11 protein-coding genes are annotated in these 18,375 nt (G+C 28.1%); 5 read left to right on the top strand and 6 right to left on the bottom strand.

Annotated elements, in window-relative coordinates; genetic code table 11:
- Window positions 1-25: 25 nt before the first annotated feature.
- Complete coding sequence (locus tag BRSU_RS00525) at window positions 26-1,570, bottom strand: acyl-CoA carboxylase subunit beta (protein ID WP_048593306.1); 1,545 nt, start codon at window positions 1,568-1,570, stop codon at window positions 26-28.
- 311 nt (window positions 1,571-1,881) lie between these two features.
- Here BRSU_RS00525 and BRSU_RS00520 point away from each other — a divergent pair, with 311 nt between their 5' ends.
- From BRSU_RS00520 to BRSU_RS00510, 3 genes are all read left to right on the top strand, one after another.
- Complete coding sequence (locus BRSU_RS00520; protein ID WP_048593305.1) at window positions 1,882-2,412, top strand: hypothetical protein; 531 nt, start codon at window positions 1,882-1,884, stop codon at window positions 2,410-2,412.
- Between the two features lie 378 nt (window positions 2,413-2,790).
- On the top strand, window positions 2,791-3,435 hold the full coding sequence (locus BRSU_RS00515; protein WP_048593304.1) for an outer membrane beta-barrel protein: 645 nt from the start codon (window positions 2,791-2,793) through the stop codon (window positions 3,433-3,435).
- A 146-nt stretch (window positions 3,436-3,581) separates the two neighbouring features.
- Window positions 3,582-4,220: a hypothetical protein gene (locus BRSU_RS00510; RefSeq protein ID WP_048593303.1), complete on the top strand. Its 639-nt coding sequence runs from the start codon at window positions 3,582-3,584 to the stop codon at window positions 4,218-4,220.
- Between the two features lie 385 nt (window positions 4,221-4,605).
- On the opposite strand, the gene BRSU_RS00505 is transcribed toward BRSU_RS00510, so the two are convergent.
- The 4 genes from BRSU_RS00505 to BRSU_RS00490 all read right to left on the bottom strand — a co-directional run bounded on the left by BRSU_RS00505 (window position 4,606) and on the right by BRSU_RS00490 (window position 13,284).
- The gene (locus BRSU_RS00505) at window positions 4,606-7,746 is read right to left on the bottom strand and encodes an efflux RND transporter permease subunit (protein ID WP_048593302.1); all 3,141 of its coding nucleotides are present in this window, start codon (window positions 7,744-7,746) and stop codon (window positions 4,606-4,608) included.
- A gap of 44 nt (window positions 7,747-7,790) precedes the next feature.
- The gene (locus tag BRSU_RS00500; protein ID WP_157031436.1) at window positions 7,791-9,020 is read right to left on the bottom strand and encodes an efflux RND transporter periplasmic adaptor subunit; all 1,230 of its coding nucleotides are present in this window, start codon (window positions 9,018-9,020) and stop codon (window positions 7,791-7,793) included.
- 7 nt (window positions 9,021-9,027) lie between these two features.
- The gene (locus BRSU_RS00495; protein WP_048593300.1) at window positions 9,028-10,425 is read right to left on the bottom strand and encodes a TolC family protein; all 1,398 of its coding nucleotides are present in this window, start codon (window positions 10,423-10,425) and stop codon (window positions 9,028-9,030) included.
- Between the two features lie 327 nt (window positions 10,426-10,752).
- Entirely contained in the window at window positions 10,753-13,284 is a 2,532-nt protein-coding gene (locus BRSU_RS00490) for a DUF5682 family protein (protein ID WP_048593299.1), read from the bottom strand.
- A gap of 504 nt (window positions 13,285-13,788) precedes the next feature.
- On the opposite strand from BRSU_RS00490, the gene BRSU_RS00485 reads away from it, so the two are divergent.
- Window positions 13,789-15,084: an ankyrin repeat domain-containing protein gene (locus BRSU_RS00485; RefSeq protein ID WP_048593298.1), complete on the top strand. Its 1,296-nt coding sequence runs from the start codon at window positions 13,789-13,791 to the stop codon at window positions 15,082-15,084.
- Between the two features lie 342 nt (window positions 15,085-15,426).
- Here BRSU_RS00485 and BRSU_RS00480 read toward each other — a convergent pair whose 3' ends face one another.
- A complete protein-coding gene (locus tag BRSU_RS00480) occupies window positions 15,427-17,157 on the bottom strand; it encodes a tetratricopeptide repeat protein (protein WP_048593297.1) in 1,731 nt (576 codons plus the stop codon).
- A gap of 154 nt (window positions 17,158-17,311) precedes the next feature.
- On the opposite strand from BRSU_RS00480, the gene BRSU_RS00475 reads away from it, so the two are divergent.
- Window positions 17,312-18,325 carry an ankyrin repeat domain-containing protein gene (locus BRSU_RS00475; protein WP_048593296.1) on the top strand — a complete coding sequence of 338 codons (1,014 nt, stop codon included), beginning with the start codon at window positions 17,312-17,314 and terminating at the stop codon, window positions 18,323-18,325.
- Window positions 18,326-18,375: the final 50 nt, after the last annotated feature.

Raw genomic sequence — 18,375 nt, 5'->3', positions numbered from 1 at the left:
TCTCCTTTTAATTTAAAATCAAATTTTATAGAGGTATATTGCCATGTTTTCTAGGAAGTCTAGTTTCTCTCTTGCTTGCTAAAAGATGCAATGCATTAATCAAATAGCTTCTAGTATATTCAGGCTCTATTACATCATCTACATAACCTCTAACAGCAGCTCTGTAAGGATTAGCAAATTCTTTTTTATATTCTTCTATTTTTTCAGCTCTTACTTTTTTAGGATCCTGAGCATTATCTATCTCTTTTTTGAATATGATATTAGCAGCGCCATCCGGTCCCATAACAGCGATCTCAGCAGAAGGCCAAGCATAAACCATATCAGCACCTAAATGCTTAGAACACATAGCTATATAAGCTCCGCCATAAGACTTTCTTATTATAAGAGTGATTTTTGGTGCAGTAGCCTCTGAATAAGCATATAAAAGTTTAGCACCATGTCTTATAACTCCATTATGCTCCTGTCCTACACCAGGTAAATATCCTGCTGTATCAACTAATGTAACCAATGGAATATTAAAGCTGTCGCAGAAGCGAATGAATCTTGCAGCTTTATCTGCAGCATTAATATCTAATACTCCAGCCATAGAATTAGGCTGATTGGCTATTATACCAACTGATTTTCCGTCAAGACGGGCAAAACATATAACTATATTAGTAGCAAATAAAGGCTGAAGTTCAAAAAACTCTCCATTATCTACAACTCTTTTTATTATTTCTTTTATATCATAAGGTTTATTTGGACTGTCTGGAAGAACATTTGATAATTCTTCATCTACTCTGTTAGGATCATCGTCTGTATTTTCTAAAGGCACATCTTCCAAATTATTCTGAGGTATATAAGATAATAATTTTTTAACGCCTTCTAATGTAGAAACTTCATCAGGGAACATCAAAGAAGCAACTCCTGAAGTTTTGCTATGAACAAAAGCACCTCCAAGCTCTTCTGCAGAAACCTGTTCGCCTGTTACAGCTTTTACTACCTGAGGTCCTGTTATAAACATATTTGAACCTTTATCAGTCATGAATATAAAGTCCATTAATGCAGGAGAATAAACTGCCCCGCCTGCACAAGGTCCCATTATAACACATATTTGAGGTATAACTCCTGAAGCCTGAACATTTCTATAGAATATATCACCGTAACCTCTTAATGAATCAATACCCTCTTGTATTCTAGCTCCGCCCGAATCATTAATACCTATACAAGGACATCCTAATTTTATAGCCATATCCTGTACCTTACAAATCTTAGCAGCATGCATTTGTCCTAAAGAACCGCCTATAACAGTAAAGTCCTGAGCATATATACATACTTGTCTTCCGTTTATTTTACCGTATCCTGTAACTACACCTTCGCCTGGAACTTTATTCTTTTCCATACCGAAATCACTGCATCTATGTTCTATAAAAGCATCAATCTCGCAGAAAGTACCTTCATCTAAAAGCTGTAATATACGTTCTCTTGCTGTTAATTTACCTTTTTTATGGCGTTCTTCGTTTTTTTCTTTACCGCCACCTTCTTCTATCTTTTCTTTTCTTTTTCTTAATTCATTGATTTTTTCTTGCATATTTCTTTAAGTCCTTATTAGATTTTTTATCTAACTATGAGATTTTAAACAAAAATTTAAATGACTAGATAAAGAAACATATAACTATTTTTTATTTATTGCAATGGTATTTCATAACTTTTGTATGTTTTAACAATTTAGTCGAAAGTTTAATTTATTATACATAAAAAAATTAAATAAAGTTATAAGATATCTTTATATAGCTTAGATAATATTACATTTCTGATATAAAAATAATAAAGTTAAATATTGACTTTAAGCTATAATCTGATAACATATTATAAGATATAATTTAAAATATTGGAGAAATTATGAATAAAAAAATTTTTTTATCTCTTTTATTTGTTTTAATATTGGCTGTCAGCTGTAATAGAAACAAAGTAACAGAACCAACAACAACAATAATTACTTTTGAAGATTTTCAAAATGAAATATCAGGATTATATAATCTAAACTTAGCTGAATATGGTACAATAAAATTAGATCATATAAATTTTACTACTTCAGAAAAACCTAACTATTTTAAAGTTAGCGCAACAGGAGAAAGCGGAGGAACTACTAGCTCTACAAGTGTAGAAACTGTTCAAAAAACTATAAACTATTACTTAAATCAAATGGAAAATTCCAAAATAAATTATCAAGTAATCACATCTGATAAGCCTACTTATCCAGAACAACCAATATCATTTACTATTATAATGACACCAAAAAATAATGAATTTAATATAGACAGTTTTAAAACTAAAGGTTTTACTGATACAGTTAATACTACAGATTCAAAAATAACATTTACTATAGAAATAACACCTAATAATTTTATTTGGAATAATTCTATAACGTAACTTTTTAATAGCTATTAAATAAAATAATAATAAAGCAAAAGGATATTTATTTATTTATTTATTTATTTATTTATATAAATAAATATCCTTTTTTATTTAACTAATAATAAAAAAATTAAAGTTCTATTCTTAAAAAAGAAATATTCATTTTATATCTACAACTTTTGTACATTTTAACCATTCGGTCGAAAATTAAAAATATACAAAAAATACTTGAAAAAAGTTAGATTATTCTTACAATTTAATTATATTAAATAATTCAAATTATATTATAGCATATAGAATAAATGAACTAAAAACAAACTATATATAGTTTATTTTTTATGCTTATAATTTTATATATAGATAGATACATAAATTATTTTAGGAGAAAATAAAATGAAAAAATTAATTATAATAACAAGTATATTAATTATGAGCTTAAGCAGCGGACTTATGGCAAAAACAGGATTTAGTTTAGGTATAATGGTGCCTCTTGGAGCAAGTTTCAGTCATTTTAGCGGTAATGATGCTAAAAATTTAAAATCTGATGTCGGATTTGAATTTGGAGTACATGTTCAGCCTGCATATTACTTTGGTTTTGATATGTTATCATTCGGTTTAGGCTTAGATTTAGGATATAACAGAGATGTATTCGCATTCAAATCTGCAATGGATCAAAATTTAAAAGGCGGAGTAACTTTTGACAGTTTAATGATAGGTGTACTTCCTAGATTAGATGTTGCTTTTGTTTCTATAGGTGTAGGTGCTGGTGTAAAAATACCTTTAGGAGGAAGAAGCTATTTTAATGAAGGAAATGGCTCAGAAACTTCTGAAAAATATAATTTAAATAAAATAAAAGAAAACTTTAAAAATCCATATATACCTTATATTAAAGGAGTTGTTGACTTTATGCTTCCTTTCAATTTGGTTTTGGGTGTATATGCTACTTATGATATACCTTTAGTTGAATATAAAGACCCTGCCAATAATGTTAAAATGTCATCTTTCGATTTAGGTGCTGAAATTGGATTAAGATTCTAATCAAAATTAAATTAATAGAAAATAATATTTGAGGAATGCATATTTAATGATATGTATTCCTCTTTTTTATCATAATTTTTTTATTATAAATATATTATAGCTATTGTCGAATATATAGGACAATAAAATATAAAGGACTATAAAAAATGAAAAAAATAATAACAATTGCAAGCTTATTAATTATTGCCTTAAGCGGAAATTTGATGGCAAAAACTGGATTTGAGGTAAATGTTCTATTTCCTTTCGGAGTAAGTTTAGGAACATATACTGGTACATCGTCCAAATATACAAAATCAGATGCGGGATTTGAATTTGGTATTCATGTTATACCTGGATATTATTTTGGAATAAGCAATATAGCTTTAGGAATAGGACTTGATATAGGTTATCAAAAAGATGTATTTGCTTTTGGATTAAAAGGAGAAAAAGGAAGATATGGTGCTTCTTTTGACAGTTTCCATCTTGGTTTGCTTCCTAGAATAGATTTAGCTTTCATATCTATAGGTGTAGGCGGAGGATTTAAATTTCCTATAGCCGGGCTTATGTACAGTAAAGAAGGCAGTGACAGTATAGGTCAAGCTAGTATGTATGATACAAAAACTATATACAAAGAATTTAATAAGCCTTTTATACCTTATGTAAAAGTAGCTCTTGATTTCATTTTACCTCTTAATTTAACAGCTGGTATTTATATTGCTTATGATATACCATTTATGGAAAGTAAAACTCATAACTTTAAACTATCTAGTGTAGATTTAGGTGCTCAACTTGGTATAAGATTCTAATATTTTATTTGTTGAATTTTGTTAGTTTAGAGGGCGCATATAAATAATGCATCCTTTTTTATGCTATTATTTTTTACTTTAATTTTACTGCCCGCCCTTTAGGCTTATAGCTTTAATTTTCAATTTCAATTTAATTTTTATTCAATGCCTAATTAGAATTTTTTAGCTGCCCGCCCAAGATTTTTTTAAATTATTATTTTACTCACCGCACGAAAAGCTAAATTAAGAATATAGTATTATGTGTAATTTAATTTTTTTTATATTAGAAATTCTGTTCACCGTGCGTTAAAATATAAAAACTGTATTTTTAACAAATAAAATAAATACAAAAAATAAAGGGCTTAAGTATATACTCAAGCCCTTATCTTTTATTTATGTTTATCTATTATTTACCTGGAGTACTCAAAGCATCATCTATACCTGTACCAGTTTCAACACTAGCCAAGTCTTTAGCATCATAGTCTTTAAGAGGTATTCTATTTCTAATAGCCGCATAAACAGTAGGTACTATAACAAGAGTAAACATAGTAGAAACTGTCAAACCTCCAAGAACAGCTAATGATAAAGGCTGATACATCTCATTACCTTCACCGTTGGATAAAGCCATAGGAAGAAGTCCTAATATAGTTGTAAGAGAAGTCATCAAAACCGGTCTTAATCTTCTAGGACCTGCAATCAAAGCTGCTTTATCTCCATTGATTTTTCTTTCATGCATAAGCTGATTCATATAGTCTATCAGTACAATACCATTGTTAACTACAATACCTATAAGAACTATAACACCTATACCACTGTATACGCTTAAAGTTTGTCCTGCAATGAGAAGCAATACAAGAGAACCAGCAAATCCGAAAGGTATAGCAAGAGCGATAACGAAAGGAGCTATATAAGATTCAAACTGACTAGCCATAATAGCATAAACTAATACTAAAGCTAAGAATAAAGCCTGTAAAAGCTGTCCGAATGCTTCCTGCATGTCCTCATAATCTCCTGAATAAACTATAGTAAATCCTGAAGGTACAAAAACTTTTTGATTGATAGCAGCCTGTACATCATTCATTATCTGATTCATAGGTCTTCCATAACCTGAAGCAGTAATAGAAGTGATTCTGCTGTCATTTTTTCTTGTTATCTCTGTAGGAGCAAAATTTTTATCTACACTAGCAACTGCTGATATAGGAACCATACCGCTTGGAGTTGGTATAAGCATTCTCTTAACATCTTCTATATTTATTCTGTCTCTTTCATTAAGTCTTACTATAACATCAATATCAGTAACATCTGAATTATCCGGAGTCATTCTTGTAGCAGTAGTACCTCCGAAACTTGTTTTAATAGAATTAGCAACAGTATTTATATTAAGTCCCATCTTTGAAGCCAAATCTCTATTGATTACAACATTAAGTTCTGGACTAGCATCACTTTTTTTAAGACGAACATCTCTAAGTCCCGGAACATCTTGTAATGCTGCTATTACATTGTTTGCTAATTCTCTAGCTCTTACCAAATCTTCACCAACTATATCTATATCTATACCGCTTGAATCACTGTTTCCGCCGCCTTTCATACTAGTTACAGAGTCAACATTGATAGTAGCAGGATAGCTTGCTAATTTTTTCCTTACAAGCTCAACATATTCCTCTGTTTCTTTAGTTCTTCCAGCTGATTTATCTATAAGTTTTGCTCTTATTTCACCTCTGTTGGCATCAGAACCTGATCTTGATCTTGTCTGAATTCTGCTTAAATCTTTTCCTACAACTTCCTCTACATCTTTTCTCATTCTATCAACAAATGCCCCAGTCTGCTCTTTTCTAGTACCTACAGGCATAGTAATGCTTGCTCTAAACTGACCTTCATCAGATTCAGGGAATCCTTCCTTACCTATGAATATTAATCCTACTACTATAACAGCAAATACTATAGTTATAACAGGAATTAATACTCTGTTTTTATGATGAACAGAGAAAGTTAATACTTTTTCATATATATAATTCACTTTAGAATGGAAATATTTATCAAAGAAATTCTCAAATTTAGATAAGAATTTAGATTTTTTAGTAGTTACAAGTCTTGCACCAAGCATAGGAACAACTGTCAAAGCAACAGCTAAAGAAGCTATCATAGAAACAGTAACTGTAATACATAAGTCTCTGAACATCTGTCCAGTTTGACCTTCAACGAAAAGGAAAGGTAAAAATACTGCTATTGTAGTAAGAGTAGAAGCAGATATAGCAAGTGCCACTGTAGAAGTACCATCTATAGCAGATGAATATTTACCATAACCATTATTCCTATAGAAGAATATATTCTCAAGTACAACAATGGAGTTATCAACCATCATACCAATACCAAGTACAAGTCCTGAAAGCGATATGATATTCAAAGTAGTTCCAAAGAAGTACATCAAAGTAAATGTAACAATTATAGACATAGGAATTGATACAGCTATTATAAGTACAGTTCTTACATTCCATAAATATATCATAAGAATAATAACAGCAAATAATCCTCCCTGCCAAGCAGTATCAAGAACCCCTTTTATTGCATTATTAACATTATCAGCACTATTGAATAATACCTCATATTTTATACCTTCAGGTAAATTGAGAGAATCTAATCTTTTCTTTATACCATCAGAAACAGCAACAGTATTTGCACCTGATTCTTTATTTATAGAAACGTTAACGGCAGGAGTACCATTTACTTTCATTACATCGCCGTCTTCATCATAACCTTCATAAATTGTAGCTAATTCTCTAAGTCTTATAGGAGTACTATTTGTTTTTAATGCCACAACAACATTTCCTATATCATTAACAGTTTTGAACTCACCTGTAGTTCTTAAAGTATATTTATAAACTCCCTCATAAGTTTCACCGCCTGATATATTCTGATTCTCCATAGCTAATGTGCTTACTATAGAGTTGATATCAAGTCCGTAAGCCTGAAGTCTGTTCATATCAACATCAACTTTAATCTGAGTTTTAAGTCCTCCTCTAATCTCAGCCATAGCAACACCGCCAACCTGTTCTATACTAGTTAATATCTGATTATCAACTAAATTGTATAAAGCGGATAAATTATCTGTACCATAGAAAGATATTTCCATAACCGGAATATTATCTGTGGAGAATTTATAAACGGCAGGGCTTTCAGCATCATCAGGCAAAGATTTTCTTATTCTGTCTATTGCCTCTCTAATATCAGCTGTGGCAGAAGCTAAATCACTTCCCCAGTTAAATTCTATAAAAACTCTTGATTCTTCCTCTTCTGAAGAGGAACTTACCTCTTTAATATTATTAACTGAAGAAACAGCTGATTCTATGATCCTAGAAACAGATTTTTCTACCTCTTCAGGACCAGCATTATCATAAGTTGTCCTAATACTAATAAAAGGCAATTCCATGTCAGGTAAAAAGTCGACAGGAAGCCTTGAAAGACTAACAACACCAAGTATAACAACAGCAACTATACCCATAAAAACAGCTACGGGTCTTTTTACTATTAATTCAATAAAACTTCTCATAATCGCTCCTTATTTAATTAAAACTATAACCATAATAAGAAAAATTAACCTCCAATTGAATATATAGCATCATCATTATTAGAAGTATTTGTTTCAGTTTGTTTTGGTTTTTCTACTGTAGTTGCCGTATTAGGCTTTGTAGCAGCAGGTGTATTATTTCTTACAGTAGCAGCTGGTTTTGCAGTAGTAGCTGGTTTTTGAGTTGCTGTATTATTTTTTACAGTAGTATTTGTATTTGCTGCTGGTTTTGCTGCAGACTGCTGTACTTTTTGTGTTATATTAGTATCAGCTGAAGCAACTGCTGTAGGAGGAGTAATATATTCTAAAATAGTAGGGTCATTTTCTATTCTATTAACTAATGATCCATTTTTTAAGAATTCACGTCCGAACATTACAACCTCTTCTCCCTCTTCAAGTCCGCCGCTTAAAGCTACTTTATCCTTAGAAGTGAATAATACATTAACTTCTCTTGTATATGCTCTATATTTTACATTAGTTGAATTTGCTACCTGAACTTCTGATGGAGGGTTATTTGAATTATCTTCTTTAACAACATATATATAATTCTTACCTAAATCATCGCTGAACATAGCACTGTTTGGTATAACAAATACATTATCAGCAGAATTCAAAAGTATTGATACATCAGAAAACATTCCAGGTAATAGAAGTCTTTCTTTATTATCTATTAAAGCTTTTACCATCAAGGTACGAGTAGAAGGATTAACTGCATAATCTCTTTTAGTAATAGTAGCTTCTATTTCTTTATTAGGAGCTGAAGGAACTCTTATAATTACTTTTTGTCCTAATTCTATTCCGGCGATAGAACGTTCAGGAACTTGTATTTCTACTTCTAATTGGCTAATATCAGCAACATTTGCTATAGGAGTAGAAGCAGCTATTGAGGCACCTACTGCCATATATGTAGTTGTAACATATCCGGAAATAGGAGTTCTTGCAGGAGCATAAGCATAATTAGCACCTATTACAAATCTATCTATTAACGCTATTGTATCGCCTTTATTAACAAAACTTCCTTCATATTTTAATATATTAGCGATTTTTCCTGGTACATCAGATGATATTTCTACCTCTTTGATAGCTTTAATCTCTGCTGATAAATCCAGATATTCCTCTAAAGGCTGTTTTATAGGTGCTGCTACCAATACACTTATAGGATTTTCTTTTTTCTTCAAATCTACTGCTGCTTTCTTACAAGAAACAGATAAAATTAAAACGATTGATAATATTATAATACTTATTCTTCTCATCATAATCTCCTTAAGCTCCCAAAAGTTTTAGTATTTGTAAAGTGCTTGAAAAATAATCATATATAGCCTGTAAATATGCAAGCTGAGCATTCAAATATGTAATTTCAGCATCATTAAGTTCAAGTGTAGATATTGTACCTCCGCGATACTGTCTTTGAGCCATCTGTAAAGCATAAGCTGCTGTTCTGGCATTTTCTGCCTGCGACTGTAAATTCACCGCCTGAGATCTCGCAGTGGAAATTAAATCTCTGCTGTTTATTTCTATAGTATCTCTTAACTCATCATAGCTTACTTCCATTTGCTTTATGCTAAGTTCAATTTCTTCGGCATTTTTTGCTGTAGAAGAAAATGGCAAAAGAGAATCAAGACTATAATTAAGAGAAAAACCAACTCCCCAATTAAATTCACCTTGTCTATTTTTCTTAAATGTACCATTCTCCATTTTTATTTTATCTACAGTAGTAATACCTACATTAGCATTTGCTGATAAAGTCGGCCATAAATAACTTCTTGCTACTTTCCTATTATACTCTAACATCTCTAAATTACTAGCCATATTTTTTAATTCTATATTATTATTCATTATAACAGTAAGTAAATCATCATAAGCCATATCAGGCAATGCTATATTAGTAGCATCCAATATATTTCCTACTAAATCTACCTCATCAGCAATATTAGTTAATCCTATTTGTCTAATAAATGTTAATTTCAAACTTTGATATTGATTGCTTAAAGTTATAACTTGAGGTTTTGTAGTTTCATATTGTACTTTGGCGTTCAAATATTCATATTCTGAAACTTGTCCGTTTCTATATTTGATATATGATTCTCTCATTCTATTACTATAATTAAGCTGCTGCTGTAAATATACTCTGTAATTTTCCTGAGCCACAAATGTATTATAAAAATTTAATTTTGTATTAAGATCTACATTAAGTCTTTCATCATAATATGTATCTTTTTTCATTTTTAAATTAACATCTCTTGCTCTGTCTGTATTCCAATTTCTAAATCCTGTAAATAGAGTTTTGGATAAAGTAGCAGAAGCAGACCAAGTATCAGGGCTAGAATAAATACCTGTATTCACCTCATTAATAGAATATTCTTTGGATTCTGCCAAATTTAATCCGCCGCTTACACTCAAAGAAGGCATAAATAAATCAGAAAAAGAAGCATCTTTTTGAACCTGTGCTATCCTTACATCATATTCTGCTTGTTTTAATGTTTTACTAGCATCAAAAGCCATCATCAAAGCATCTTCCAAAGTTATAGAGATTTTTTTTATTTCTGGAGCCTCATTTGATGCCATAGTATCATTTGTAATATTGTCAGTTAAATTTGTATCCTGTGAATATAAAGACAGAGTCAATATTAAAGTAAAAACCAGAGTAACATAAAATTTCACAGCCAGCTCCCAATATAAATTCATCATATTATGAAGTTTTATAATTATAAATTTTTATATTATAAACTTAGAATAAAAAATATCAAGTTACTATATAGCATATTATATATAAACTTTGTATTATTAGACGAATAAATTTAAAAATAGTTCCTGATATCTTTATAAATTTATAATAAATAAATTATAATATTGTAAACTATATTTACAATGCTTTTATTTATATTTTTTATCAATAAATAAGAAATATAAATAAATAATAATGAAATCATAAATCAATTGATACATATAATACAAATTTGATATTAATATGTTCATTTTATGATTTTTTCATAAAGTTTTGCTAATTAAATCAAAAACTTCATTATCTATTTTGGAAGCTAATTGAATTTCTTCTATAGATAAATTAACATCAATTAATATTTTGTTTTTACTGATATTATATCTATCAGCTATAATACCTGAAAAACGCTCTATTTCTACAGGACTTAAATTTGAAAATGCATATCTGAAATTAGGAAGTACTTCTAGAAATTTATCATCATCCAATTTTTTTATTGCTGAATCTATACTGCTGATTATATTTTCATTAATAAATAATATATCTCTTGCCGCTAAAAGTATACCATTCAAAAAATATGATGCGGCTTCTATATCTGAAGATTCCATAAAAGATGATACTATATTAGAAAATTCATCAGCCATCAATCTTCCTGATTTGTATTTTAAAGCTAAGCAAACTGCATATATATGAGAACTTCCGAATGTATTATCAAGCATTAAATCTATCTTATCATTAAATGCATCTATATCACACCAATTAGGATTTTCTAATGTAAATGAATATAGATTTTTTATATAATGAGAATTTTTTAATGCTTCTTCTTCATTTAAATTCTTCATAGAATCCATATTGACAACAGCAAGCATAAATGTCTGTTTGGCTAAAGATTCTATAACTGCCATTATGTCATAATTATCAAATAAAGATTCTCGCTCTTTTGAAAAATTATTATTGATAGCTTCCATATTAGCCAAATATGATAAATTATTAAGGCAAGAGCAAAGACTTACAAAATTATTATCACTGAGTATAGTTTCTTCTATTTTATTATAGTTATCAGTAAAAAAGCTATAAATGCCCATAACATTAGCTTCTATTAAAAGTTTTGACACTTCTCTGGCTTCTATACGGTTATTAAGTCTTTCAACTATTAAATTTGATGCTAATTCTTCTATTGTTACACCATAAACAGATTTATCTATTAAAGCAGATTCTACAGATGTTTTATATTCATATTTCCAAATTTCTCTTGCTAGATTCTTATTAACTTTATTTACATAGTCAGGACCTTTTTCTAATTTACAAAAGCCTGCATCTAAAAATCTCATCTTATGAAAAAATTTACTCTTTTCAAAATGACTTTCATTTTTTACTATGTCTAATATAGATTCTTTTTCTTCTGTTTTATCAGTTTTTATTTTATATTCTTTGCATTTATTTCTAAAATCTATAACAACAGGAGGAACTATACTTTTTGATGATACAGTACCATTTGACATACCTGAAAGAAGCTTCATCATCAAATCAAGATTGCTTGTATTCTCCAAAGATATATCGCCTTTGACAAATGCACTTTTAGCAGCATCTATAAGCTCATAAACTCCTGCAGAATGCTTGCCCCTTAATTTTGCAAGATTAACTGCCATATAATAAGCATTAATACAGTCAGGAATACTTACATTATGATTATGCCTGTCTATATTTGAGGCTTTTATTATAAATGACATCACAACATTTAAATACATATTGCCAATATCATCAGTATTATTTTTACTGCTGTAATTTTCAAGTTCTTTATAAACTAAATTATAAAATGCCGGAAACTCTATTCCTGCTCTGTATCCTCTTCTTGCATCAGCATCTTCAAATGAATATGGTATTAAATAGTTGGCTGTATTTGAAATTATATATTTTTTTAATTTTTTATATTCTTTATTTAATTTTTTATTATCTTTTTCATCTTCTTTTAATTTATCTATTATGCCTTTAGTGTGAAAACTTCCTGTAACTACCAAAACTCTATTATATTTTTCTAATGCATTTTTAACATTCAAAGCCATTACATATTCTCTGTTTCTAGTTTCAAAATCTTCATCTTCTATCAAACGCATATAATAGCCTAATGCATAAACGCTTCTTATAAAATCTTTGCTTTCTTTAAGTATTCCATTTATCTCGAAATCTCTCTCCCAAAGTTCGGCAAAAGTTCTAAGTCCTGCTTTTTTTGTAAGCTCTACTGTGTAAGCATTAACATTGAATTTATTATCATCATTATCATAAATCGATATTAATTTCTTTTTTTTCTTTTCATTATCATTTTCTTTATTACTATCTATATCTTCTGAATTTTCTTCATTATTATTTTCTTTTTCAGGATCTGAATCATATTTGGCATTTTCTATCATAAAAGCATAATTCATATCTATGAAACGGCAGTGAATATTATTTTTTAATGATTCTCTTATAGCGGTAAACTCCGGCGAATAATACAAAAAAGGATAATAACATCTGTATTTCTCATTATTACCATCAACATAGCTTGAATAAATACAAAATGGTGCTTTAGTATCTTCTTCTACCATATACTTCATCAAATCATTACAGTCGCTTGGCCCTTCTATAAGTACAGCGTCAGGTTTAAAACTCTCAAAAATTTTCTTCAAATGATATGAGCATGCAGGCGAATGGTGTCTTATAGGAAAGAATATTACATTATTCTTTATGCTTTCTTCAAAACACTCATCAAAGTTGTTATTATCTTTTATACTATTTTTATTTGTTTTATCTGCTTTTTTCATTATTAAAAATCCTTAACAATGAAAAGTATTTTACTATAAAAACAGCATAATGCAATAATTACAAAGCCCACCCTATATCCTTTTTATATCTTCTGGCAGTTTTGTATTATTTTCTTTAAAAACTTAAACAGTTATTTTAGCTGCCCACCCAAAGTGTTATTTAAACTTATAGCCCCATAACCGCACGGTGAATGAGTCTAAAAATATAGATCTATTTTAAATTCAAATTATACAATATTATAAAATTGATTAACCGTGCGTTAAAGAGATTATAAATCTAATAATAACTTGGGCGGGTGCTTTAATTTCTGATTTAAACTGAAAAACAAATAAAGTTAATATTCCAGTATAAAACAATAAATATAAAGGGCGGGGTTTTAAAATAAATTTTTAAGATTGAATTTTAATAAAAAAACATACCCTATAGGGATTTAATATAAAAACTTGAAAAAAAATATTTTTATAATATACTAATCAAAAACTTGACTATAGGATATATTGTTTATGAAATATTTATTAATTTTTTTACTTTCTATAATTATATTTTCTTGTAATACCAAAGAATCAAACAATAATAATACAGATAAAGCAACTATAAATTTAGATAACAGTATAGATAATGATAATGCAGATAAAGCAGCTATAAATTTAGATGAAAGTACAGATAATAATATAAATAAAACAGAACAATCAAATACAGACGATAAAGATAATAAATCAAATAATTCATCAATAAATACAAATGAAACAGAAGAAACAACATATTATTCATACACAGATGAAGAAATTATATCTTTTATAGAATCAGGAGATTTAGAAACAATCAAAAAATTAATCGAATCAAAAAGTTTAGATGTTAATTATAACTTAGGGGATAAATATTCTAAGTCAACCCCTTTAATACAAGCTATAAAATATAAGCAAACTGATATCATAAATTATTTATTAGAAAATAATGCGGATATTAATTTAAAAGAAGAACTTACAGGCTTTACTCCTCTTATGGCAAGCTTCCATGATATTACTATAACAGAGCTTTTAATTGAAAAAGGTGCTGACATTGAAGCAAGGAATGTTGACGGAATTAATCCTTTAGTTTATGCGGTTTCTTTAAATGATGAAGAGATGGTAAAATTTTTACTTGAAAATGGAGCTGACGCCAATACAGTATGCGAAATAGAAAATGAACATATTGATGATATATCGCCTACTCCTTTAATGAATGCTGTTTATAACGGAAACACTAATATAATAAATATGTTATTGGAAAATGGTGCTGATATTAATTATACCACTGATGAAATGACTCCTTTAATTTATGCTGCTTATAAAGGAAACACTAATATAATAAATACGTTATTAGAAAATGGTGTTGATATTAATTATACCAATTATTATGGACTGACTGCTTTAATGTATGCAGCAAGTTATAATCAATTTGAATCAGCAAAAATACTTTTAGAAAATAATGCTGATATTTCTATAACTGATGAAGATGGTGATACTGCTTTAATGCATGCTGCTAATAACGGAAACACTAATATAATAAATATGTTATTAGAAAATGGTGCTGATATTAATTATACCAATGATTATGGAATGACTGCTTTAATGTATGCAGCAAATTCAATGTATGCAGCAAGTTATAATCAATTTGAAGCAGTAAAAATACTTTTAGAAAATAATGCTGATACTTCTATAACTGATGAAGATGGTAGGACTGCACTTGATATGGCAAAATCAAAAGATAATAAGAAATATAATAAGGATATAGTTGAGCTTCTTGAAAAATATAATTAATACTTTTTAATATATACCTAAACAAATATATTTTGTCAATTCTAGTTTTTTAAATTTTATTATTTGTTATGGCACACAGACGTGCCGCTCTGCGTACTTCGTAACACCCCCACTTCTTTTGCGACCAAAGGAAGTGCTGCGACTGAAAGGAGTACCTGACGAAATCCACTGTAAGTGTAGGTATGGTATTGCCGCTGTAGCGTGCGGCTGGAAAAAGAACAACATAAAAATTGACAAACTTCAAAATTTTAAGTATAAACTAAAAAACAAATAAAGTTAATATTCAAGTATAAAACAATAAACATAAAGGGCGGGGTTTTAAAATAAATTTTTAACACTCAATCAATTATCTGTTTTTTCTTCTGAATCGGATTTATCATCTTGAATAAGTATTTTATCTATCACTTCTTTAAATTTATTATATTTTTTACTATAGTCTTCTTCATTTATATTTTTATATTCTGTAATTAATAATGAAGCCTCAGAATCATTTCCAAGATAATGCAAAGACAATCCTTTATAAAATTTTGAATCTTCATAATCTATAACTGTATCAAAATCTTTTATACATTCCTGATATTTATTAGTATTAAATAGACAAATGCCTCTGTAATAATAAAGTTCATTGTTTTTATTATTCGCTATTAATTTAGAAATATATTTTTGAGCCTTCTGATAATTATTTAACTTCATAAAACAAATAATTATTTTCTCTTTTATTTTAAAATCATCAGTTTTTAATTCTTCGTAAGATTTCAATGCTCTTTTATAATCTTCTAAAGAAAAAAGATAATCAGACTTTTTTAATTTCAATTCTTCTATATAATCACTATCAAATAAATCATGTATTTTTAATATATCATCAATACAGCTTATAATATTTTTATAATCATTTAATTTTTCTAAACATTCCAATTTATTTTTTAATGAATCAATATTTTTATTATCCAATTTTAACGCTTTATCAAAACATTCTATAGCTTCTTCGTTTCTGTCTAATTTTGATAAAGAAGCTCCTTTATTATTATAAGCATTAATGTATTTATCATCTAATTCTAATGCTTTATTATAACATACTATAGCTTCCTCATATCTGCCTAAATCTGATAAAGCAGTTCCTTTATTATTATAAGCATTAATGTATTTATCATCTAATTCTAATGCTTTATCAAAACATTCTATAGCCTCTTCATATCTGTCTAAACATAATAAAGTAGTTCCTTTAACATTATAAGCATAAATATTTTTATTATCTAATTCTAATACTTTATTATAACATTCTAAAGTTTCTTCATGTTTTTCTAAAACTGCTAATATTATTCCTCTACCAATATAAGCGCTAATATTTTTATCATCTAATTCTAGTACTTTATTATAACATTCTATAGCTTCTTCATATCTTTTTAAACCTAATAAGGCTTCCCCTTTAAGATTATAGACATTAATATTTTTATCATCTAATTCTAGTACTTTATTATAACATTCTATAGCTTCTTCATATCTTTTTAAACCTAATAAGGCTTCCCCTTTAAGATTATAGACATTAATATTTTTATCATCTAATTCTAATGCTCTATTATAACATTCTATAGCTTCTTCATACATATATAATTTTAATAAAACATTTCCTTTACCAATATAAGTATCAATATTTTTATTATCTAATTCTAATGCTTTATCATAATATTTTATAGCTTCTTTATATTTGCCTAACAAAGATAAAGCATTTCCTTTAATATTATAAGTATAAATGTTTTTATCATCTAATTTTAATACTTTATCAAAACATTTTATAGCTTCTTCATATTTGCCTAAATAATATAAGGTATTTCCTTTATTGGTGTAAGCATTAATATTTTTATTATCCAATTCTAATACTTTATTATAACATTTTATGGCTTCTTCATATCTTCCTAAATATGATAAAACTGTTCCTTTATTGGTATAACTAGTTATATTCTTATCATCTAATTCTAATGCTTTATTATAGCATTCTAAAGCTTCTTCATACATATGTAATTTTAAAAGTGTGTTTCCTTTATTAGTATAAACATCAATATTTTTATCATCCATAATCTTATTTCCTAAAATATTTAATAGTTACATAATACATTATTACAAAATATTTTTAAATAACAAATATACCCTATAGGGATTTAATATAAAACTTGAAAAAATACATTTTTATAATATAATAAATAAAAACTTGACTATAGGATATATTATTATGAAATATTTGTTAATTATTTTTCTATCTACCATAATATTTTCTTGCTCTAACGATAATAATAAAGAACAAAATAATAATACAGATAAAGTAACTATAAATTTAGATGACAGTACAGATAATAATATAACAGAACAATCAAATACAGACGATAAAGATAATAAATCAAATAATTCATCAATAAATACAGAAGAAACGGAAGAAACAGAATATTATTCATACACAGATAAAGAAATTATATCTTTTATAGAATCAGGAGATTTTCAAACAATCAAAAAATTAATTGAATCAAAAAGTTTAGATGTTAATTATAACTTAGAGATAGATGAATATTCCAAGTCAACACCTTTAATACAAGCTATAAAATATAAACAAACTGATATTATAAATTATCTATTAGAAAACAATGCAGATGTTAATTTAACTTTAGGATATTCTACTCCATTAACAGAAGCTATGTATGATGAAGAACTTGTTCGTAAACTTATAGATTTAGGAGCTGATGTAAATTTACCTGCTGAACTTACAGGCTTTACTCCTCTTATGGCTAGTCTTCATAATATTGCTATAACAGAGCTTTTAATTGAAAAAGGTGCGGACATTGAAGCAAGAGATAATGACGACATTAATGCTTTAGTTTATGCCTCAACTTATAATAATGAAGAGATGGTAAAATTTTTACTTGAGAAAGGAGCTGACGCCAATACAGTATGCGAAATAGAAAATGAACATATTGATATATCGCCTACTCCTTTAATGAATGCTGCTTATAGAGGGAATACTAATATAATAAATATGTTATTAGAAAATGGTGCTGATATTAATTATACCACTGATTATGGAATGACTGCTTTAATGTATGCAGCAAGTTTTAATCAATTTGAAGCTGCAAAAGTACTTTTAGAAAATAATGCAGATACTTCTATAACTGATGAATATGGCAGGACTGCACTTGATCTTGCAAAATCAGAAGATTATAAGGATATAGTTGAGCTTCTAGAAAAATATAATTAATACTTTTTAATATATACCTAAACAACTATACTTTGTCAAAAAATAAAGTT

Source organism: Brachyspira suanatina (assembly GCF_001049755.1).
GTDB classification, from domain to species: domain Bacteria; phylum Spirochaetota; class Brachyspiria; order Brachyspirales; family Brachyspiraceae; genus Brachyspira; species Brachyspira suanatina.
Note: the sequence above shows the minus strand (reverse complement) of the source record. Positions and strands in the feature narration are given on the sequence as shown.

Excerpts from the sequence above, each read along its gene's own strand:
- BRSU_RS00525 (WP_048593306.1), bottom strand. The coding sequence starts at position 1,570 with ATGCAAGAAAAAATCAATGAATTAAGAAAAAGAAAAGAAAAGATAGAA.
- BRSU_RS00520 (WP_048593305.1), top strand. The coding sequence starts at position 1,882 with ATGAATAAAAAAATTTTTTTATCTCTTTTATTTGTTTTAATATTGGCT.
- BRSU_RS00515 (WP_048593304.1), top strand. The coding sequence starts at position 2,791 with ATGAAAAAATTAATTATAATAACAAGTATATTAATTATGAGCTTAAGC.
- BRSU_RS00510 (WP_048593303.1), top strand. The coding sequence starts at position 3,582 with ATGAAAAAAATAATAACAATTGCAAGCTTATTAATTATTGCCTTAAGC.
- BRSU_RS00505 (WP_048593302.1), bottom strand. The coding sequence starts at position 7,746 with ATGAGAAGTTTTATTGAATTAATAGTAAAAAGACCCGTAGCTGTTTTT.
- BRSU_RS00500 (WP_157031436.1), bottom strand. The coding sequence starts at position 9,020 with ATGATGAGAAGAATAAGTATTATAATATTATCAATCGTTTTAATTTTA.
- BRSU_RS00490 (WP_048593299.1), bottom strand. The coding sequence starts at position 13,284 with ATGAAAAAAGCAGATAAAACAAATAAAAATAGTATAAAAGATAATAAC.
- BRSU_RS00485 (WP_048593298.1), top strand. The coding sequence starts at position 13,789 with ATGAAATATTTATTAATTTTTTTACTTTCTATAATTATATTTTCTTGT.
- BRSU_RS00480 (WP_048593297.1), bottom strand. The coding sequence starts at position 17,157 with ATGGATGATAAAAATATTGATGTTTATACTAATAAAGGAAACACACTT.
- BRSU_RS00475 (WP_048593296.1), top strand. The coding sequence starts at position 17,312 with ATGAAATATTTGTTAATTATTTTTCTATCTACCATAATATTTTCTTGC.